The 21002-nt window shown below is 37.0% G+C and carries 15 protein-coding genes; 12 read left to right on the top strand and 3 right to left on the bottom strand.

What is annotated here, in order from left to right:
• The first annotated feature begins 5 nt into the window (after positions 1-5).
• Positions 6-1976 carry a DUF3857 domain-containing protein gene (locus PQ459_17855; GenBank protein WDF46750.1) on the top strand — a complete coding sequence of 657 codons (1971 nt, stop codon included), beginning with the start codon at positions 6-8 and terminating at the stop codon, positions 1974-1976.
• Between the two features lie 149 nt (positions 1977-2125).
• Here PQ459_17855 and PQ459_17850 read toward each other — a convergent pair whose 3' ends face one another.
• Both PQ459_17850 and PQ459_17845 read right to left on the bottom strand, forming a co-directional pair.
• Positions 2126-5284 (bottom strand): UvrD-helicase domain-containing protein, encoded by a 3159-nt coding sequence (locus tag PQ459_17850; GenBank protein WDF46749.1) that lies wholly within the window; start codon positions 5282-5284, stop codon positions 2126-2128.
• A gap of 50 nt (positions 5285-5334) precedes the next feature.
• Complete coding sequence (locus PQ459_17845) at positions 5335-5931, bottom strand: ribonuclease HII (GenBank protein ID WDF46748.1); 597 nt, start codon at positions 5929-5931, stop codon at positions 5335-5337.
• A gap of 130 nt (positions 5932-6061) precedes the next feature.
• Between PQ459_17845 and PQ459_17840 the strand changes: the two genes are divergently transcribed.
• The 3 genes from PQ459_17840 (at position 6062) to PQ459_17830 (ending at position 13068) form a co-directional block, all read left to right on the top strand.
• On the top strand, positions 6062-9061 hold the full coding sequence (locus PQ459_17840; protein ID WDF46747.1) for a SusC/RagA family TonB-linked outer membrane protein: 3000 nt from the start codon (positions 6062-6064) through the stop codon (positions 9059-9061).
• A gap of 10 nt (positions 9062-9071) precedes the next feature.
• Complete coding sequence (locus tag PQ459_17835; protein WDF46746.1) at positions 9072-10499, top strand: SusD/RagB family nutrient-binding outer membrane lipoprotein; 1428 nt, start codon at positions 9072-9074, stop codon at positions 10497-10499.
• Between the two features lie 118 nt (positions 10500-10617).
• Positions 10618-13068, top strand: coding sequence for a T9SS type B sorting domain-containing protein (locus tag PQ459_17830; GenBank protein WDF46745.1), 2451 nt, complete (start codon positions 10618-10620; stop codon positions 13066-13068).
• Positions 13069-13121: 53 nt separating this feature from the next.
• On the opposite strand, the gene ffh is transcribed toward PQ459_17830, so the two are convergent.
• A complete protein-coding gene (gene ffh, locus PQ459_17825; GenBank protein WDF46744.1) occupies positions 13122-14486 on the bottom strand; it encodes a signal recognition particle protein in 1365 nt (454 codons plus the stop codon).
• 705 nt (positions 14487-15191) lie between these two features.
• Between ffh and PQ459_17820 the strand changes: the two genes are divergently transcribed.
• From PQ459_17820 to atpG, 8 genes are all read left to right on the top strand, one after another.
• On the top strand, positions 15192-15443 hold the full coding sequence (locus tag PQ459_17820) for an AtpZ/AtpI family protein (protein ID WDF46743.1): 252 nt from the start codon (positions 15192-15194) through the stop codon (positions 15441-15443).
• Positions 15427-15798 carry a hypothetical protein gene (locus PQ459_17815; GenBank protein WDF46742.1) on the top strand — a complete coding sequence of 124 codons (372 nt, stop codon included), beginning with the start codon at positions 15427-15429 and terminating at the stop codon, positions 15796-15798. The genes PQ459_17820 and PQ459_17815 overlap by 17 nt, the downstream gene beginning before the upstream one ends.
• A gap of 60 nt (positions 15799-15858) precedes the next feature.
• Positions 15859-16974, top strand: a complete 1116-nt coding sequence (atpB, locus tag PQ459_17810) for a F0F1 ATP synthase subunit A (protein ID WDF46741.1) — start codon at positions 15859-15861, stop codon at positions 16972-16974.
• 36 nt (positions 16975-17010) lie between these two features.
• Positions 17011-17202, top strand: coding sequence for an ATP synthase F0 subunit C (atpE, locus tag PQ459_17805; GenBank protein ID WDF46740.1), 192 nt, complete (start codon positions 17011-17013; stop codon positions 17200-17202).
• 84 nt (positions 17203-17286) lie between these two features.
• Positions 17287-17787, top strand: a complete 501-nt coding sequence (locus PQ459_17800; protein WDF48746.1) for a F0F1 ATP synthase subunit B — start codon at positions 17287-17289, stop codon at positions 17785-17787.
• Positions 17788-17792: 5 nt separating this feature from the next.
• On the top strand, positions 17793-18329 hold the full coding sequence (gene atpH, locus PQ459_17795; protein WDF46739.1) for an ATP synthase F1 subunit delta: 537 nt from the start codon (positions 17793-17795) through the stop codon (positions 18327-18329).
• A gap of 17 nt (positions 18330-18346) precedes the next feature.
• Positions 18347-19924 carry a F0F1 ATP synthase subunit alpha gene (atpA, locus tag PQ459_17790; GenBank protein WDF46738.1) on the top strand — a complete coding sequence of 526 codons (1578 nt, stop codon included), beginning with the start codon at positions 18347-18349 and terminating at the stop codon, positions 19922-19924.
• 70 nt (positions 19925-19994) lie between these two features.
• Entirely contained in the window at positions 19995-20867 is an 873-nt protein-coding gene (gene atpG, locus PQ459_17785) for an ATP synthase F1 subunit gamma (GenBank protein ID WDF46737.1), read from the top strand.
• Positions 20868-21002 lie beyond the last annotated feature (135 nt).

The following is a 21002-nucleotide window of genomic DNA, read 5'->3' as shown; positions in this document are numbered from 1 at the left end:
AAACAATGAAAACAAAAATTCTACAATTTGTACTAACCTGCATTGTCTTACCAATTTTTGGACAGTACAAATTTCTTGATCTTCCAAAACTGGATGCAGAAGATTTAAAATTGACATCATACTCCAAGAATCCATCCGAACCTGCAGAAGTACTTTACAAGACTTTTCATTATTATATCACAGATGGAGAATTGCATCTGGATGTTGTGAGTAGGGTGAAAATATACAAGAAAGATGATGCGAAAAAGTTTTTGGAAGAGGAGATCTACACCTATCAAAGCAAAAGTAAGAGCGAGGAAAAAATAACATCACTCAAAGTCAATACGTATAATCTTGAAAATGGAAAAATAGCAGCAACATCTGTTGATAAGAATTCTAAATTTAAATCCAAAGAAAACAAGAACATATCTGTCACCAAATTTGCTTTCGAAAATGTAAAGGACGGTTCTATTGTAGAATACAAATATTCTGTTCTATCTCCGTTCCTATATGTCATTCCAAAAGTTATGATAGAGGATGAAGTTCCCATCAGGTACTTAGAATACGTTTTTGATGCACCAAAACAATTTGGATACAATATTAATTATAAAGGCGAGTTGAAACCATTTAAGCAGGAAGTTACGGAGAAAATTTTGTATGGTGCCGATTGCAGAACTTATCGCTTCGCTTACAAAGATATTGCCGCGTATAAAGATGAAAAATATGTCAATAATATAGAAAACTACAGAACTTCCATACGCCTTGAGCTCAACTCTACTGATTTCCCACTGACGGGAGGAAACAGTGTTTATGACGGTGCACTTAGAGGAGGATTCAAGTCCTATGGCGTAACATGGCAGGATATTAGAAAACAACTCTATGAAGATGAAAATTTTGGCGATGAGCTGAAGAGATCGAGTCTTGTAAAAGACCTACTTCCAGAAGATATCAAATCAATTAAAAATGAAGAGCAAAGAGCTGCTGCAGTTTTAAAGTTTACCCAAGGTAGATATAGCTGGGATGGAGAATATTCAGCTTTTTCGGATAAAGGAATTAGAAATCTAATCAATACAAAATCAGGAAACTCGGCAGAAATTAATTTGTTATTGATTTTATTGATGAGAAGTGCAGGTCTTAATGCTGAGCCTGTGTTGCTTTCCACTGTCGGAAGAGGCATTTTGACAGGGTATTCGCCTAGTATTGGAATGCTTAATTACGTTTTAGCATCTATAGATATTAATGGCAAGTTTACATTGTATGATGCGACTTCCAAGATGACGTCACCAAACATCATTCGTCCTGCAGCACTTAATTATTATGGATTTGTGATGACCAAGACCGATGCAAAACAAATCCACGTTCTATGCCCAGAGAAAAGTATGACCTACCTTACGGTAGATGCCAAACTGAATCCAGATGGAACTTTTGCAGGTAATTTTTCTGATCGAGATACGATGCTTTATGCAATGATGAATAACGAAAGACACGATAAGGATAAAACAGAATACCAAAAGGAAAACTACAAAGAAAGATACAAATTTCCTTACAGTAATATAAAGTCAGGTGTCACAGAAAAAGGTGATTTTGAAACCAGTTTCGACTTTGATTCTGATACATTTGTAGATGGAATTGGCGGTAAATTAGTGTTCAATCCTCTTTTGTTCTTGTACAACAAATCCCACGAATTTGACCAGACAGAAACTCGACGTTCACCAATCGAACTCTACACAGGTTACGACAAAATCAAAAAAGTGACGATTACTCTGCCTGATGGCTACGCTTTCGAAAACGTTCCGAAATCTAAAAAGTTCCGAACCGAGGACAATGCGATCCAATACGTTTATAAAGTGACTCAGGAAGGAAACAAACTGACTGTAGAAACCACCACAACAGTTGAAGACCCGGTTTATCCGAAAGAATATTATCCAGCATTCAAACAGATTTTTGATAATATTACCAAGATGGAAGGCCAGGTTGTAACCGCTGTTAAGAAATAAAAATGCAAATCCCGAGAATCATTCCTCGGGATTTTTTTTGTCTATGCTTTTGATTAATAAGATTTTGAAAGTCGCAGAGCGACAATCTATTGGTAGCAATCTAATAAGCAAAGCAAGCGAAGCTCCAGAGGAGCGACCTTTGCACGGAATTAAATATAAATCACATCCGTCCTCACTACCTTTTCCCCAAAATGCTCCAATTTTTCCTGATAAAGCGCCACCTGTTTCTGGTCTTTTTCCTTCTCGCTTCCCGTTTTGAAATCCACGATGATAAAGCCATCTTTTGTTTTGATCAACCTATCCGGACGATAGGTTTTCGACGTTCCATCTTCCACAGAAAGCATATCTCGTTCATTGATGATGTTTAGATTTTCCGCAAAATAAGAACTGTAATTTTTATCATTAATGATATTCTCAATGCGTTCTAAAATCGAAGTTTTCTCATCGTTTGTGATGGTGCCTTCCAAAACATAAGAATTCAGAACTTTCAAAACATCTTTTTTTGTTTTGATTTTTGATAGGATTTCGTGCGTGAAAATTCCCATTCGCACGTGTTCCACCCGGTTTTGATAACTTTTGGATGAGGTCGCAATTTCGATATTCGAAGCTTTCTCGGTTTTCTGAGAAATCGAACTGATATTTTCGGATTGATATTTTTTTTTCTCCTTGCGTTTTTGTTTTTTTAAGGATTCTGCTGAGACTTCGTAAACATCAAATGAATCTAATAATTCACCATTTTCGACTGGCTGAAATTGACTGGCGAAATCAAACAATTCCAAATGATTTGCAGATTTATTCGGTTTTTCCAGATAGAAAAAAAGTTGTTCCACAGGTCTTGTCGTCGCCACATATTGAATGCAAAAACGGTCGATTTTGTTTCGGTAAGAATTAATTAAATTAAAACCCGCCAATTCCTCATCATATCTTTCCAGTTCAGGCGAAAATTGGTTGAGAATCACGGTTTTCAGTTCATCTTCGCTTCCCAAATCAAACCATTCCGAAAATTTGCCATCATTATTTTTATTTTCCATTGGAATGAAAACGATGGGAAATTCCAGACCTTTCGCCTTGTGAATCGTCATAATCTGAATCGCATCCACATTTTCACTCGCCTGAATACTGATTTTCGAAGCTTCATCATCCCAATATTTCAGGAATTCTTTCAGCGTTGCTCCCGTATTTTGCGTGTAATTGTGAAGCATTTCAAGGAAATTCAAAAGGAAATCGGTTTCCTTATTTTCGACCGAGAATTCGTGAACGTAATATTCAATGAAATTATAAAGATTAAGTTGCGGAATGTCCTTCTGAATCAGGGTTACATTATATTTTTCATTAATGAAATCTTCAATGTCTTTCTTGTTTTCAAACTTCAAAATTTCTTTAATTTCCGAAGTAAAATCCGTCATTGTAATTCTTCCCGAAACATTCAGAAAGTACATCATTTTAACCAAGAATTGACGGTTTTTTGGAACAAGATTCCATTTCAAAAACTCAATTAAAGCTTTGATGGTAAAGGCTAAATCCAAGGTCAAACCTTTCTCGGAAATCGTTTTGATGTAAGTTTCCTTTCCTTTGTAATTGACTTTCAAATTTCCCAAAAGCTGAGAATAATTAAAAATATCTGAATTTCCTCTGCAAAGAATCGTGATGTCCGAAAAATCAAAACCATTATCCAAACTTTCCTGAATGTCATTCTGCATTTTCGCCACCGTTTCTTCGTAGAAAACGTTCTTGGTCGAGTTTTCCAAAAGATGAATTTTCACGCGACCTTCCAACTTGGATTTTGATTCCTGCAAAGCATTTTCTCCGAAGATTTTCTGATGCTCATCATTCAAATCGCCAGACATAAAGTCGTACAATTTGTTATTAAAATCGACAATATTCTTCGCACTTCGCCAGTTGAAACCGAGATTTTCTGCCGTTGCAAATTTGGGTGTGATTTCTTTTTTATTAATGATATTGAGCATCAATTCACTTTCGCCACCACGGAATCTGTAGATGCTCTGTTTCGGGTCGCCAACGATGGTGAAACTCGTGTCGTCCGACGTGATGCTGTTGTCCCGAAGCGGAAGGAAATTCTGCCATTGCATCGTGGAAGTGTCCTGGAATTCATCAAAGAAATAATGCTGAAACTGCGTCCCAACTTTCTCATAAATAAATGCTGAAGGTTCATTCCGAAGATTTTCATTAATCAAAATATTAAATTTCGAAAGCAAAACCAAATCGTTCTCTTCCTCGATTTCCAATAGTTTTTTCTGAATGTCGGCGTTCACCTTTAAAGGCAAAATCGCTTGCAGAACTTTTTCTTTTTTTTGAGAATTAATGTATAAATCAATGATTTCTCTTCGCCAAGAAATCAGTTGAGGTAAAATATCCTGAATCTCGGCTTGCTTGTGTTTTCCTTTTGTGGAAGCACCTTTTAAGAAAGTTTCAATCTTCGAATCTTCGGAAGTTGTCGGGAACGGAAATTTTTTATCCTTGGTTTTATGAAACTCAAGAATGTTGACAAAAAATCCACCGATTCCATTTTTTCCGCTCGCAAAATCCTCAATCTCAATATCTTTGCTTTTAATTAATTCCAAAGCTCGTTTTGCGATTTCAAGCGATTCAGATTTTAGATTTTTAATCGTTTCTCTAAGTTCGTTTTTCTTGTTTTCATAAGCTTCCCATTCGAAATCTTTGTTGTCCTGCAAAGGTTTGTAGTGTACATCGCTCACAAATTTTTTTGCTGAATTATAAAGCGTTTGGTTGAGGTTGACACGCTCGTTATTATCCAAATTATAATTCACGTAATCCATAAAAGCATCGGAAACGGTTTCGTCTTCGCCAATTTCGTCCAGCATTTTGTCAACCGCTTCAATCAAATAAGGTTCTGGCTGGATTTCCAGATTGAAGTTCTGAGCCAATCCCAATTCGTAGGAAAAACTCTTTACCAATCGGGAATTGAACTTGTCAATCGTCCCAATGTTCAAAGTCGAGTAGTGGTGCAAAATATAATCAAGCACTTTCTGCGAACGATGATGCAAATCGTCCAACGTAATCCTGTAACCTTGACTTGCCAATGCTTCCTGAACATTCTTTAAATCCTGATTCTCAGTGTAATTTTCTTTTACAAATTCGCCGAGATAGAAGAGGATTCTTTCCTTCATTTCTTTGGCCGCCTTATTGGTGAAAGTCAATGCCAAAATCGTTCGGATAGCATCGGATTGATTGGGAAATCGAAGGCAAATCATCAATAAACTCTGAACCAGACGGTAAGTTTTGCCAGAGCCGGCGGAAGCATTGATGACGGTGTATGAGTTTTGCATCCTTATATAATAGGTTAAGGAAGCAATTTACAAAATAGTTTTAAAAAAATTTAATCAATCTCGACATCGTAGTCCAATCGAAAAGATTTTCTGTGGTGAATTGTAGGTCCAAATTTTTTAAGTCCTTTCTGATGCGTTTTTGTACAATAGCCAAAATTGGTATCCCAGCCGTAATGTGGGAACTCATCGTGAAGTTTTATCATCAGATTGTCACGGTAATTTTTTGCGATGATGGAAGCGGCGGCGATTGACAGAAATTTGCTATCACCTTTGATGATGCAATGGTGCGGTGTGTAATTATAAGGATGGAAACGATTGCCATCCACCAAAATCAATTCCGGTCTGCTTTTCAGTTGGTCAAGTGCCAAATGCATCGCGTGGATACTTGCATTGAGAATATTATGTCGGTCAATAAATTCCGGAGAAAGTTCAGCGATTGCAAAATCTACTGCATTTTCTCTTATATATAGATCGAGATTCTGTCTTGTTTTAAAATTTAACGTTTTAGAATCATTAACTAAATTTTGCTTAAAATTTTTGTTAACAATCACAGCAGCAGCTACAACGGGACCTGAGAGACAACCTCTTCCGACCTCGTCGCAGCCAGCTTCTAAAAGTGATTCTGAAAAGTTTTTTAGTAGAGGCATAATAAATATTACTTGTCAAAGTTATAGAAATAGTAAACTTTACATAATACAATTAACAAATTTTTAACAATTTGTGTTGTATATATTAATAAAGTTTTGCATTTTTGTTTATTGAAAAATTTGATTTGATATGAAAAAATTAACAACAAGCGTTTTAGCAGTGGTTCTTTCTTCGTCTTTTGCAATGGTTTCGGCGCAAACGGTACAGGATACGGCTAAGACTCAAGATATCGAAGGCGTTGTAGTGACGGCTTTAGGTATCAAGAGAGAAAAAAAATCTTTAGGATATGCTTCTCAAGAGATTAAAGCAAGTGCTTTGTCAGACGGAACAACTAATACAGGGAACATCGCTTCTCAGTTGTCCGGGAAAATTGCAGGTCTTAATGTAACAACCACAAGTAACTTTGGTGGATCTTCTAATCTATTGATTAGAGGTGTGAAAAGTGTACAGGGAGGTAACCCATTAATTGTAATTGATGGTTCTCCAATCAACAATACATCAACGTATACTTCTGCTGTAGATTATGGTAATGCTTTATCTGATATCAACCAAGAGGATATCGCATCTATCAACGTATTGAAAGGTGCAGCAGCATCTGCTCTTTATGGTGAGAGAGGTCTTAATGGTGTTATCGTTATCGTTATCGTTACCAAAAACGGTAAAGGTAAAGATGATGGATCTTGGGGTGTAACATTCTCTTCAACTGTTCAAGCTGGATTTATTGATAAAAGTACTTTTCCAGAATACCAGAACAAATATGGTGGTGGATACGATGCTGACTTCTATATGGAAGCAAACGCACCAGATGGCAATCCATATGCTAACTTCTATGAGGATGCATCTTGGGGACCAGCATTTAATCCTAATCAAATGGTGTACCAATGGAATGCTTTTGATCCAACCTCTCCAAATTTCGGAAAAGCAACACCTTGGGTAGCTGCGAAAAATGGACCAATTAAATTCTTTAATACTCCAATCACTTACACTAATACTGTATCATTGGAAAAGGGTGAAAAAGGAAAAAACATATTGTTTACGTATGATAATATGACATCTGACGGTTTGGTTCCAAACTCTCACCTTGCTAAGAATTCAATGTCATTGAAAGTTAATTACGATTTAACTGAAAAATTACACGCATCTTTTTATTCTACTTTGACACTTCAAGATACCAGAGGTAGAAGTATTACTGGTTATAGTGATAACCTAATGTCTGGTTTCAGACAATGGTGGCAAACCAATGTTGATTTGAAGGATCAAGAAAGAGCTTATTTCAGTAATGTAGCTAATCCATCAGAAGCTAATAATTACGGAAACGTAAGTTGGAACAGATACAGCTCAACAGACGGACACGCGGGATATTGGAATAATCCATATTTCCAAGCTTACGAAAATGTTATTAGCGATAAAAGAGCAAGAACTTTCAGTATTGGTAGTTTAACCTATGATGTTTCAAAGAACTTAACACTAACAGGTAAAGTTTCATATGACAGAACAAACCTTTCTATCCAGAATAGATTGGCAGTAGGATCTGCATCTTCTAACTTCGGACAATCAGGAAAAGCTGTTTATTCAGGATATGCTAGACAAGATTTTGTTAGAACTGAAACTAACTACGATGTAATGGCAAACTATAAGTTTGATATTACTGACAACATCAACGCAAGTGGTGTAGTAGGAGGGAACATCAGAAGAAATTATTATAACTCAATATCTGCATCAACAGAAGGTGGACTAGTAGTTCCTGGAATCTACTCTCTAGGTAATTCTGCACTTCCAACTTTGGCTCCAACTGAAAATGAGTCAACTCAGCAGACTAATAGTGGTTATGCTACTGCATCATTGGATTTCTATAAAATTTTCTATGTAGATGGTACTTATAGAATCGATCAGAGTTCTACACTTCCAAAAGAAAACAACGTTTATAAATATGGTTCTGTAACTGGATCATTAATCTTGACAGAATTGTTCAAACCAAGTTGGTTGAGCTTCTGGAAATTGAGAGGAAACTACGCAGAAGTAGGAGGTACTGCAGATCCTTATTTGCTTGCTAACTCTTATGTTTCTAACGGTTTCTTTGGTGATGTTGGAATGTATGTATCTCAAACTAACCAGCCAAATGCTTTCTTGAAACCACAAAGGTCTAAAGAATTTGAATTTGGTACTGAAGCACAATTCTTCAATGGTAGAGTTACCGCTGATGTAGCTTACTACAAAACTAAAACTTTTGATCAGATCTTGGGAACTCTTCCAGTTTCTACTGCATCAGGTGTAATTACTGCTGCGCAAAATGCTGGACAGATTGACAACTGGGGTTGGGAAGCAAGCTTAGGTTTGGTTCCAATTAAAACAACAAACTTCAACTGGAATTTGGATGTTAACTGGTCTCAAAACAGAAACAAAGTTGTTTCTTTGATTCCTGGAGTTGAAAACTTGTTGATTTCTAGTTTCACAGGAGGTGTTTCTATGAACGCAAGAGTAGGTGAAGCTTGGGGTGCATTAGTTGGATCTGATTACGTTTACCTAAACGGAGAAAAAGTGATCAACGCTACTACAGGTAGATATTTGAGACAAAACAATCAAATCATTGGTAATACTACACCAGATTGGATTGGAGGTGTAAGAAACAGTTTCTCTTATAAAGGATTTACGCTAAGCTTCTTGATCGATGTTAAGAAAGGTGGTGATGTATATTCTACTGATATGTATTACGGTTTGGCAACAGGTCTTTACAAAGAAACAGGAGATTACAGAGAAAGTGGAACAGTTTGGCAGGGTGTAAATCCTAACGGACAGGTTAACACAACTGTAACTGCTACACCAGGTACTTTTGGAGCTATGGATGGTTATGTTAGTATGCCAACTAGCAGATTCGTATATGATGGATCTTATGTAAAACTGAGAGAGGCTAGTATTGGTTATTCTTTACCAAAATCTCTATTGTTCGGAACTTTTGTTAATGATGCTAAAATATCAATCGTAGGAAGAAACTTGTGGATCATCCATAAGAATCTACCTTATGCAGATCCTGAAGCAATGCTTGGAGGTGGAAACCGTTCTTACGGATCATCTATCGGATCTCTTCCAACTACAAGAGATATCGGAGTAAACGTAACGTTAAAATTCTAAATTAAAAAAAATGAAAAAGATATTTAATATACTTACAATAGGTGTTTTAGCAGCAATTAGCTTAACATCTTGTGAGAGAGATCTTACCTCTCTTAACGAAAACCCGAAGCAGCCGGAAGTTTTACCTTCGCAAAACTTATTGGCTATGGGTCAGCAGCAGTTCTTTTATTATACTTTTACACCTAGTGTAAACTTTAATAATTTTAGATTTTTCACACAACAGTGGACTGAGACTACCTATACAGACGAAACCAATTACAACCTTGTAACGAGAACTCAACCTCGTAACAACTGGAACAGAATGTATGTTTACTCTTTGAACAACTTCGAAACAGCAAAGAAAAACCTTGTTGAAGAAGGAGGTACTGCGGTAGTTAAAAGAAATAAATTAGCTACTTTGGAAATTTCTCAAATTGCAGTATGGGAAACTCTTGTTGATACGTACGGTGATGTCCCTTACTCTGAAGCTTTAAAAGCATCAGAAAGTAATTTCGCTCCAAAGTATGATGATGCTAAGGCAATTTATACAGATTTATTAGCTAGAATTACTGCTGTTGTTGCTACTATTGATGAAAACCAAGAAGGCTATGCTGTTGGTGATCTTGTTTACGGTGGTGATATGACAAAATGGAAACATCTTGCAAACTCTGTGAAGCTTAGATTGGCACTTAATCTTGCCGATACTGATGCTGCAACTGCTAAAGCAGCTGCTGAATCTGCTATCGCAAGTGGAGTTATCTCTTCTGAAGCAGAATCTTTTTCACTTACTTTTGACGGTGGAACTTATACCAACCCTGTGTTTGATGATCTTGTAGCTTCTGGTAGAAATGATTTTATTCCTACAAACTTAGTAGTTAATAAAATGAATACTAAAAATGATCCAAGAAGAGCTACTTGGTTTACTACCGTTGGTGGTAACTATGTAGGTGGAGTATTCGGAACATTGAATACTTACGCTAACTTCTCTCATATGAGTGATTTCTTCCTTGGAAGAGATGCTGATGCTAACTTACTTAGTTATACAGAAGTTCTTTTCTTAAAAGCTGAGGCTGCACAAAGAGGATATTCTGTTGGTGGTACTGCTGCAACTTTCTTTGCTGAAGCAATTGCTGCTTCTATGGCTGAGAACGGAGTGTCTGCTGCTGATACAGCTACATATATTGCTGCTAATCCTTACAACGCTGCAAACTGGAAACAATCAATTGGCGAAGAGGCTTGGATTGCTCTTTTCAACAGAGGTTTTGCAGCTTGGAACTTTACAAGAAGATTAGATATCTCAGGATTTGTATTGCCACCTAACAACCAGTTAGAAGGACTTCCTGTGAGAATGCCTTATTCTGACCAAGAGTATGTACTGAACAGAACTAATGTAGAGGCTGCTGCTTCCAAAATTGGAGGAGATAAAGCGACTACTAAAATTTTCTGGGACGTAAACTAATATTCAGAAATTTTATTTATAAAAAAAGAGATTGCTTATGCAGTCTCTTTTTTTTATGTATTTTTGGATTATTATGTTTAGAAAGCTTTTTTCAATATTTTTTTTAGTTTTAGGAACATTGCAGTTATTTGGGCAGTTAGATTTAGAACATTGGTTTCCGCCATACTTTAGAACTTCTCCTAATGATATTTCTGTGGTTGATATTTATTTGTCAACTGATAAAGAAAATGAGTTTCCTGTGAAAATCTTCAACAACAATATAGAAATAGATGTTGTAAACATATCCAAAAGCAAACCTGTAGTTTATACTTTATCTTCGTCTTCTATGTTGGAAGCATCGACAGTATTGAGAGTAATGTCACCATCATCTATGGGGATACATCTCTCTGGTGAAAAAAGTTTTTATGCCAGCCTCCGGATTGCGGGGTGTAGATCAGGCTGTAAAAGTGAGATCATGGCTTCTAAAGGTAAAAGTGCTTTAGGTAAGGAATTCTTCGTTGTGATGGACCAAATTATTCTTTATGGAAATAATCCGAAGGGAATGAACTATCAAACCTCCGTAATGGCAACAGAAGATAATACACATATAAAATTATTGGGCTATAACTCCAATCTAGTTTTCATCAATGGTGATAAAAGTGATGAATTAAATATTACACTCAATAAAGATCAATCCTACATCATAGTTGCGCAGAAAGAGGATAATCCAAACCCTCCTGTGATATTAGATGATTGGGATCCTAATTTTATTGGAGCAAAGATCACTTCAGATAAACCAGTTGTAATCAATAATGGTAATTTTATTAGTCAGAATATTGGTGAAGTCAGCGGAAATATTAATATGGATCAGAATGTTCCGACTGATAAAATCGGGAGAGAATATTTCCTTGTAAATGGAATGACCATTTCAGAAAAAGGAATGGAAAAATCTCTAATTGTCGCAACTAAAAATAATACAAAGATCTACTTCAATGATGAGACTATGCCGGCAATTACCTTGAATGAAGGCGAACATTACATAGGACCCTATAATAAATACCGTTTTTTAGCAGGTAACCAGCCGACTTTTACAAATCCAGAGCCTAGAGTAATCCCTACGAAGGGAATGTTCATCAGATCGTCTGAACCCATCTATCTTTATCAGATGATTGGAGGTTACGATTTTTTCCTTAGAGGTCCTGGTAGGGATTTGACATTTGACAGCAGTGCAATGACGTTTTCATATCCTTTGGATAAAGAATACTACCCAAAACCACAGCAGGGTCTTGAGAATATTATTACGATTCCCTCATCCAACAAGATTGGAAACTTTACTGGTCAATCAAAATTGTCAATTAAAACACCTGTTTCTGCAAATGTAAAAGTGAATGGAGTGACAATGTCAAACCCATCTCCAATGGTTGGTAAATCTGGCTGGGGATATTATACATTGGTACCGATTTCTGGTGATTTACAAATACAATCAGATCAGAGTTTAAATGTTGATCTTGTAGGCGGATTCCAATACACTGGCTACGCTAGCAGCTATACAGGTTTTTCTAATGACCCATATATTTTAGTTAATGGAAACTGCATCCAAGAAGGTGTTTTTCTGAAATTGAGCAATACCTCTTTTCTAAGTTTTCAATGGCAACTTAATGGCGTTGATATTTTTGGTGCTACAAGTTTTGAATATCAACCAACTTTAGAAGGGAATTATCAATGTGTGGTCACATATCTTGGATTCAGCTTTACCACAACACCGGTTTTTATTCCGAATTGTCCATATAATGTTTATGAAGTTAACATTGGAAGTGTTTGTCATACTTTCGAGATTGAACCCAAATTTACAATGCCTGGCTACGTTTTTTCTAAATTAGAAATTCTGACACAACCAAACAACGGTAGTGCAGAAATCAAGGACAGAAAAGTAATTGTAAAAATGAATGATACTTTTGCAGGTGCAGATAGATTAATCTACAAGTTAACAGCGACTGATGGATATTATGAGGTTTATAAAGCCAATTTCAATGTGCTTCCGAATCCAATCGCAGATGTTAAATCCGAACTTCAGCCAAAATCTTATTTAGATGACACTTATTATTTTGATTTGTACACAGCAATCAATAATGAAAATAATGAAACATTCGATTTTTATCCAACATTAGCCGATGCGGAAAAAGAACAGAATCAACTGAAAGATCCTTTGTCCAATTTCTCAGAACCACTTAATGAGATTTATGTAAGAGTTACAAATCAGCAAGGTTGTTACATCATCAAAAAAGTTGTTCTTGTAAGGCCTACTGTCGTGCCGGAGTCAGTGACATTGCCAAATGCCTTTTCACCAAATAACGATGGTTTCAATGATGTTTGGGATTATTCCTTGCTCAATGTATTTCAGGATATCGATCTCAAGATATATGACAGATATGGCAAATTGCTTTTCACTCACACAAAAGATTATTTTTGGAATGGAAAAGTCAATAATATATTGATGCCTTCAGACTCGTATTGGGTCGTCTATTCCTACACAAGCAAAGGGACAAGGGTTTCCAATAAAACAATGTGGCTACTTCTTAAAAGTAGATAAAATAAAAACCTCAGAAAAATATTCTGAGGTTTTTTTATATTTAAGTGAGATTCCTATTTCCCAAACAATCCACCGCCCATTCCTGGCATATTCGGCATTTTGCTCATCATCTGCATCATTTGCTTACCTTGTGGACCTTGCATCATCTTCATCATTTTTCCCATTTGGTCAAACTGCTTCATCAAGGCGTTCACATCTTCCAATTTTCTTCCAGCACCTTTAGCAATTCTCTGTTTTCTTGAAACATTAATGATAGAAGGTCTTCTTCTCTCATCTGGCGTCATAGAGTGGATGATCGCTTCGATGTGTTTGAAAGCATCGTCATTGATGTCCACATCTTTGATGGCTTTTCCAACACCTGGGATCATTCCCATTAGGTCCTTCATATTACCCATCTTCTTGATCTGATTGATCTGCTTCAAGAAATCATCAAAACCAAATTCATTCTTGGCAATCTTCTTATGAAGTTTTTTCGCTTCCTCTTCATCAAATTGCTCTTGAGCTCTTTCCACCAAGGAAACAACATCTCCCATTCCAAGAATTCTGTCCGCCATTCTTTCCGGGTAAAAAAGATCCAAGGCTTCCATTTTTTCTCCTGTTGAGATGAATTTGATTGGCTTCTCTACAACAGAGCGGATTGTCAAAGCGGCTCCACCTCGCGTATCACCATCCAATTTCGTAAGGACAACACCGTCAAAGTTTAGTGTATCGTTAAATGCTTTCGCCGTATTCACCGCATCCTGACCTGTCATAGAATCTACAACAAATAAAGTCTCATTCGGCTGAATTGTGCTGTGAACAGACTTGATCTCGATCATCATCTGCTCGTCAATTGCCAAACGTCCCGCGGTATCCACGATCACCGTATCAAAACCATTCGATTTTGCATAGTTGATGGCGTTGGATGCGATAGAAGTTGGATTTTTATTTTCAAGTTCTGTGTAAACTTCAACATTGATCTGTCCACCAAGAACTTTCAACTGGTCGATTGCGGCAGGTCTGTAAACATCACAAGCTACCAAAAGTGGTTTTTTGCTTCGTTTTTGTTTCAAATAATTCGCCAATTTTCCAGAGAACGTCGTTTTTCCAGAACCTTGAAGTCCAGCAATCAAAATAACGCTTGGTTTCCCAGAAAGGTTGATTCCTTCTTGACTTCCACCCATCAGATCCACCAACTCGTCGTGAACGATCTTCGTCATCAATTGTCCCGGCGTAAGAGACGTCAGGACGTTTTGTCCCAGCGCTTTATCTTGCACGCGTTTCGTCAGGTCCTTTGCAACTTTGTAGTTCACATCGGCATCTACGAGTGCACGTCGGATTTCTTTTACAGTTTCTGCAACGTTGATCTCAGAGATCTTTCCGCGGCCGGAAATATTATGAAGCGCCTTATCTAGCTTATCTTGTAAACTGTTGAACATAACTTTGTGTAATATATTAAGGTTGCAAAAATAAGAAAATTTAAACAAAGGAAATAGATTCATTCATCACTTATCGATCATCATTTATCATTTATTTTATTTGACTCCGTCGAACCTGAAGGTTTGGGCAGCTATATCCGTCTTCCGCTCCCAATCTTTTTGCCTACGCTCTTCCAGCCGCAAAAAAGGATTTCCGCTCAAGCCGGGCTGCAGATTCAAGATAAGCAGCTCTTGCTTAATATATAGTAAAATTTAAAATAACATTTAAGTTCAAGCCGGGCTAAGAATTTAACAATATATACAAAGCCGTAGAACGGCGACCTGTTGGTAGAAATCGATGGGTCAATTTGTTTAAGCTCCAGAGGAGCGACCTTTAAACAGATTCATATTTAATTAAATTAAAAAACAATAATGCTTCTTCGAGTTGGCTAATTATTTTACGATATCAATTTTACACAGATATATTCATTGAAATATATTTTCGATTTACCAATGCTTTTAACAGGTCGCTCCTCTGGAGCTTTGCTTGTCGTGGTCATTGGTTTCTATTAACAGGTCATCGCTCTGCGACTTTTAAATTTTTATAATAATATTCTTAACCAGATTCACATCAAATGGATCTCCATTTCAAACATTGATTCATAAACTTCCATCTTCCAACCTCCGACTTCAAACTTTAATACTTACTTTTGCAAAAATCAAATTTTGGAAGACAAACAAAACAATCCTTCAGGTGCATTGCGGAAATATGGGAAATATTCTTCCGTGGTTTTCCAGATGCTGTTCATCATCGGGATCTCATTTTGGGGCGGACATCAGTTGGATCTTTACTTCGAAACCGGCTCCAATGTCTTGGTTTTGGTGATTGGACTCAGCGGACTTTGTCTTTCACTATACACAACGCTTAAACGTCTCGAAATTTTAAATAAAGAAGAAGAAAATGCAAAACAAAAGTAACATCGTCATCAGTGTCTTATTTTTCTTGACATTTATCATTCACTTCGCGATTTGGAAGTTCGTTTTCCATTTGGATGAAGTCACAATCATCAAGTTTTATCTGTTTTTGACCATCATTTTTATGATGATGATTACAATGATTTTAATTATCAACAAACTTGTGCCAGAGTTCTTAGGAATGGCAATGATAGGTCTTATTTTGATGAAGTTCGGACTGATGTATCTGATCAAGAATAAACTGCATTTAGAGGAGGTTCCGCATTACAAATTCCACTTTATTATTCCTTATTTTATTCTAACTGCGTTGCTTACCTATTATGCTATACAGTTAATTAATTATGATAAAAAACAGTAAATTAATTCTTCAAAAGCAAAAAAATAGTCTATTTTTGCAAAACGAAAAAAAAATGTACCGATGTTAAAGAAAACGGCAATTTTATTTTACAGTTTATTCACGTTTACAACAGCTTTCGCACAGCACGAAACCGCTGAAAATCAACATGGTAAACCTGTAGCTGAAACTTCTGAACTTTCTGGAAAAGAAGAGAGAACTCGAGAGGTTAAAGAATTCGTAGACCATCATATTTTGGATGCTCACGATGTTGCCTTAATGGTTAAAGACGGTCATCACATTGGTTTTCCTTTGCCAATTATCATTTACGATGAAGGTTTCCATACTTTTATGAGTAATACGAAAGGCGTAGATGGCCACGAGTTTATCCACGGTTCTCCAGTAGAAAGTGATGGTAAATTCTACACGCTCAACCACGAAAAAATTTACAGAACAGACTCCAAAGGAACTTTGACTTTAGATAAAGATCATCATCCAACTGAAAAGAGAGTTTTGGATTTGTCAATTACAAAGAGTGTTTTAACTCTTATTTTTGTTGCAGTTTTATTAATTGTGGTTTTTGGCGGAATGGCTAGATCGTACAAGAAATCTTTGGTGCCTTCTGGTGCTGCAAAATTTCTTGAGCCACTGATTATTTTCATTAGAGATGATATTGCGATTCCAAACATTGGTCATAAGTACAAGAGATTTATGGGTTACCTGTTAACTGTATTTTTCTTTATCTTGTTGTTAAATGTTTTAGGTTTAATGCCTTTCGGAATCAACGTGACTGGTAACATTGCAATTACTTTTTCTTTGGCTATCATTACTTATTTGATCACCACTTTCTCAGGGTCTAAAGATTACTGGAAGCATATCTTCTGGATGCCAGGTGTTCCTGTACCGATGAAGTTTATTATGATGCCGATTGAGATATTGGGAACTTTGACCAAGCCGTTTGCATTGATGATTCGTCTTTTTGCTAATATGACAGCAGGTCACATCGTTGTAATGACGTTGATCGGGTCAATCTATATCTTCGAAAACTGGATTGCAGGAGTAGCGTTTCCTTTCTTGACTTTCGTAATTTATTTGCTAGAGGTGTTGGTTGCATTCTTACAGGCTTATGTATTTACAATGCTTTCGGCTTTGTTTATCGGAATGGCAGTAGAAGAACATGAGCATGATCACGCTCATTAATTAAAATTATAAAAACAATTTTTTAAATTATATATTATGGAAATTCCTAAAATTATTGGTAGCGGACTTATCGTTATTGGTGTAGGTATCGGTCTTGGAAAAATCGGTGCGGCTGCTCTTGAAGCAATCGCTAGACAACCAGAGCAATCTGGAAAGATCCAAACTGCGATGCTTATTGCTGCTGCATTGGTAGAAGGTGTTGCTTTTGCTGCGTTGTTCGCATCATAAGCCCCAAACAAAACTAAAACATTGTTGCAACGGTTGGTTGCAACAATGTTTAATTTAAAAATTTAAAAAACTTAATCTAACTATATAATGGAATTACTTCATCAGTTTTCATCAGGATTATTTATCATTCAGACGATCATTTTCTTGATCTTACTTTTTGTATTAGGAAAGTTTGCCTGGAAACCAATTCTTAAATCAATAGACGAGAGAGAAACATCTATTATCGATGCTCTTAATCAAGCTAAATTGGCTAAACAAGAAATGGCACAGTTGAAAGAAGATAACGAAAGAATCCTTCGTGAGGCTAGAGCTGAAAGAGATGGTATCTTGAAAGAAGCTAGAGATATGAAAGATAAGATCGTAAATCAAGCTAAGGACAGCGCTAAAGTTGAAGGCGAAAAAATGATCGAAGCAGCTAGACAATCTATCCAGACTGAGAAAAATGCTGCTATGGCAGACATCAAAACTCAGATCGGAACTTTGTCTGTAAGCATCGCTGAAAATATCCTTAAAGAGAAATTGGACAACGATGGCGCGCAGAACGCTTTGGTAGAAAATATTCTTAACAAATCTAACCTTAACTAATCAGGATGTTAACATCTAAAGTAGCTAAAAGATACGCTCAAGGTCTATTGGATTTCACGCAGGAGTCTGGTAACACAGATGCTGTTTTCGGTGAGATGAAGGATATTGTGAAAATCATGTCTTCTTCCAAAGAACTGAATCAGTTTGTGAATACGCCGATCATTGATGCAAAAAAGAAAGAAGCGATCGCTTTGGAGATCTTCAAAGATTTCTCTCCGGTTTCGAAGAACATCATCAGATTGGTCATCAAACAAGGCAGAGAATCTCAGCTTAGAAATATCGCTCAGGAATTCATCAATAAAGTAGAAGACATCAAAGGTACGCAGCGTATCTCTTTGGTAACAGCTTCTCCTTTGTCGCAAGAAAATATTCAGAAGATCATTACGGATTCCAAAATGGTAAATATTTCCAACTATGACTTGGAGACGATTGTAAAACCAGAGATCTTGGGAGGTTATATCCTAAGAGTGGGAGATCAGCAGATCGATGCATCAGTAAGAACAAAACTGGGCAATATTAAAAAAGAATTTCAACTTAATTAAGAAAAAACAACCATATAATGGCAGAAATAAATCCGGCAGAAGTATCAGCGATACTGAAGCAGCAATTAGCAAATTTCGATACTCAATCTAACGTAGAAGAAGTTGGAACTGTATTAACCATCGGTGATGGTATTGCCCGTGTTTACGGTTTGGAAAATGTGCAGTACGGAGAATTGGTAAGATTCCAAGCTGGTGTAGAAGGTATCGTACTTAACCTTGAAGAAGATAACGTTGGGGTTGCACTTCTTGGTGAATCCAAATTGGTAAAAGAAGGTGATACTGTAAAAAGAACAAACAGAATCTCTTCCATCAAAGTTGGTGAAGGAATGCTTGGTAGAGTTGTAGACACTCTAGGTAATCCTATCGATGGAAAAGGACCTATCCAAGGAGAACTTTACGAAATGCCATTGGAAAGAAAAGCGCCGGGAGTTATCTTCCGTCAGCCGGTAACAGAGCCACTTCAAACTGGTATCGTTGCTATCGACTCTATGATCCCTGTAGGAAGAGGACAAAGAGAGTTGATCATTGGTGATAGACAAACAGGTAAGACAGTTGTGGCTATCGATACCATTATCAATCAAAAAGAATTTTATGATGCTGGGCAACCAGTATATTGTATATATGTTGCAATTGGGCAAAAAGCTTCAACTGTAGCACAAATCGTTAAGACGTTAGAGGACAAAGGTGCTTTGGCTTACACGGTGATCGTTGCGGCTAACGCTTCTGACCCGGTTCCAATGCAGGTTTATTCTGCAATGGCTGGTGCATCTATCGGTGAGTATTTCAGAGATACTGGTCGTGCCGCTTTGATCGTTTATGATGATCTTTCAAAACAAGCGGTTGCTTACCGTGAGCTTTCTCTACTATTGAGAAGACCACCGGGACGTGAGGCTTATCCAGGTGACGTTTTCTACCTTCACTCCAGACTATTGGAAAGAGCAGCAAAAGTAATTGCTGATGACACGATCGCTTCTCAAATGAACGATTTGCCAGAATCTCTAAGACCGATCGTAAAAGGTGGCGGATCTTTGACAGCACTTCCAATTATCGAAACTCAGGCTGGTGACGTTTCTGCTTATATCCCAACAAACGTAATCTCTATTACAGATGGTCAGATTTTCTTGGAGACAGATCTTTTCAACTCAGGAGTTCGTCCGGCGATCAACGTTGGTATCTCTGTATCCAGAGTTGGTGGTAATGCACAGATCAAATCAATGAAAAAAGTTTCTGGTACATTAAAACTTGACCAGGCTCAATATAAAGAATTGGAAGCGTTTGCTAAATTCGGTTCTGATTTGGATGCTGCTACAATGGCAGTGATCTCAAAAGGAGAAAGAAACGTGGAGCTTTTGAAGCAACCGGTGAACTCTCCACTTCCGGTAGAAAACCAAGTAGCGATGATCTACGCAGGAACTGAGAATCTATTGAGAAATATCCCTATCAAGAAGGTGAAAGAATTCCAGGTAGAATATGTGGATTTCTTGAAAAACAAACATCCAGAAGTAATGGCAGCTCTTAAATCCGGAAAAATTGATGATCAATTGACTGGCGTTTTGAAGCAAGTAGCGACAGAACTTTCTGCGAAATACAACTAAAATTAATTCAAAATTCGGAATTCAAAGTTCAAGATTTTGAATTCGGAATATTAAATTTTGAATCCTTAGAATGGCAAACTTAAAAGAAATACGAGGCAGGATTACATCTATATCTTCTACGATGCAGATCACAAGCGCTATGAAGATGGTTTCCGCTGCGAAACTAAAGAAAGCGCAAGATGCGATCGTAATGCTAAGACCTTATTCTGAAAAACTTCAGGAGATCATACAGAATGTAAGTGCGGCGTCTGATGCAGAGAACATCTCGGAATTTGCATTGGAAAGAGAAGTGAAAAAAGTACTTTTCATCACCGTGACTTCCAACAGAGGTTTGGCTGGAGCTTTCAACTCATCTGTGATCAAAGAACTTAACATCCAGTTTTCTGCAAACGAAAACACGGAGATCGAAGTTTTGACAGTAGGTAAAAAAGCCTTCGATGCGGTGAGAAGAAACAAAACAGTTTACGAAAACCACAGTTCACTTTTCGACAATCTTTCTTTCGATCACGTTTCAAATATGACGGAGAAAGTAATGTCAGACTTCAAAGCGGGCAAATTTGATAAAGTCTATGTTGTTTACAACAAGTTTATCAATGCGGCAACGCAGGAGGTAGTGACAGAGCAGGTTTTGCCAATTTCATCAGCAACAGAAGAGAAAGCTGGTTCAGCAGATATCAATGTAGATTATATCTTCGAGCCGGGCAGAAAAGAGATTCTGGATGTTTTGATCCCAAAATCAATCAAGACTCAGATCTTCAAAGCCATTCTGGATTCCGTAGCATCAGAACACGGTGCAAGGATGACAGCAATGCACAAGGCGACCGACAATGCAGACGCACTTAGAAGTGACCTGAAGATCTTCTACAACAAAGCAAGACAGGCAGCCATCACCAACGAAATATTAGAAATTGTTTCCGGAGCAGAAGCGCTCAAGAACAGTTAATAAAGATAAAGTTAAAGTTAGTAGTTAGTTATAAAAAGCATTGAGGGTCAAACTTCAGTGCTTTTTATTATTTAGGACAGTTTGTACCAATTCAATTATTTTATTTGGGAAGCTATTTAGACATTCGTCGAAACC

This window comes from Chryseobacterium sp. KACC 21268, from assembly GCA_028736075.1.
GTDB lineage: Bacteria > Bacteroidota > Bacteroidia > Flavobacteriales > Weeksellaceae > Epilithonimonas.
Note: the sequence above shows the minus strand (reverse complement) of the source record. Positions and strands in the feature narration are given on the sequence as shown.

Excerpts from the sequence above, each read along its gene's own strand:
- PQ459_17850 (WDF46749.1), bottom strand. The coding sequence starts at position 5,284 with ATGCAAAACTCATACACCGTCATCAATGCTTCCGCCGGCTCTGGCAAA.
- atpH (WDF46739.1), top strand. The coding sequence starts at position 17,793 with ATGTTAACATCTAAAGTAGCTAAAAGATACGCTCAAGGTCTATTGGAT.
- atpB (WDF46741.1), top strand. The coding sequence starts at position 15,859 with ATGTTAAAGAAAACGGCAATTTTATTTTACAGTTTATTCACGTTTACA.
- ffh (WDF46744.1), bottom strand. The coding sequence starts at position 14,486 with ATGTTCAACAGTTTACAAGATAAGCTAGATAAGGCGCTTCATAATATT.
- atpE (WDF46740.1), top strand. The coding sequence starts at position 17,011 with ATGGAAATTCCTAAAATTATTGGTAGCGGACTTATCGTTATTGGTGTA.
- atpG (WDF46737.1), top strand. The coding sequence starts at position 19,995 with ATGGCAAACTTAAAAGAAATACGAGGCAGGATTACATCTATATCTTCT.
- PQ459_17835 (WDF46746.1), top strand. The coding sequence starts at position 9,072 with ATGAAAAAGATATTTAATATACTTACAATAGGTGTTTTAGCAGCAATT.
- PQ459_17815 (WDF46742.1), top strand. The coding sequence starts at position 15,427 with ATGCAAAACAAAAGTAACATCGTCATCAGTGTCTTATTTTTCTTGACA.
- PQ459_17840 (WDF46747.1), top strand. The coding sequence starts at position 6,062 with ATGAAAAAATTAACAACAAGCGTTTTAGCAGTGGTTCTTTCTTCGTCT.
- PQ459_17855 (WDF46750.1), top strand. The coding sequence starts at position 6 with ATGAAAACAAAAATTCTACAATTTGTACTAACCTGCATTGTCTTACCA.
- PQ459_17845 (WDF46748.1), bottom strand. The coding sequence starts at position 5,931 with ATGCCTCTACTAAAAAACTTTTCAGAATCACTTTTAGAAGCTGGCTGC.
- atpA (WDF46738.1), top strand. The coding sequence starts at position 18,347 with ATGGCAGAAATAAATCCGGCAGAAGTATCAGCGATACTGAAGCAGCAA.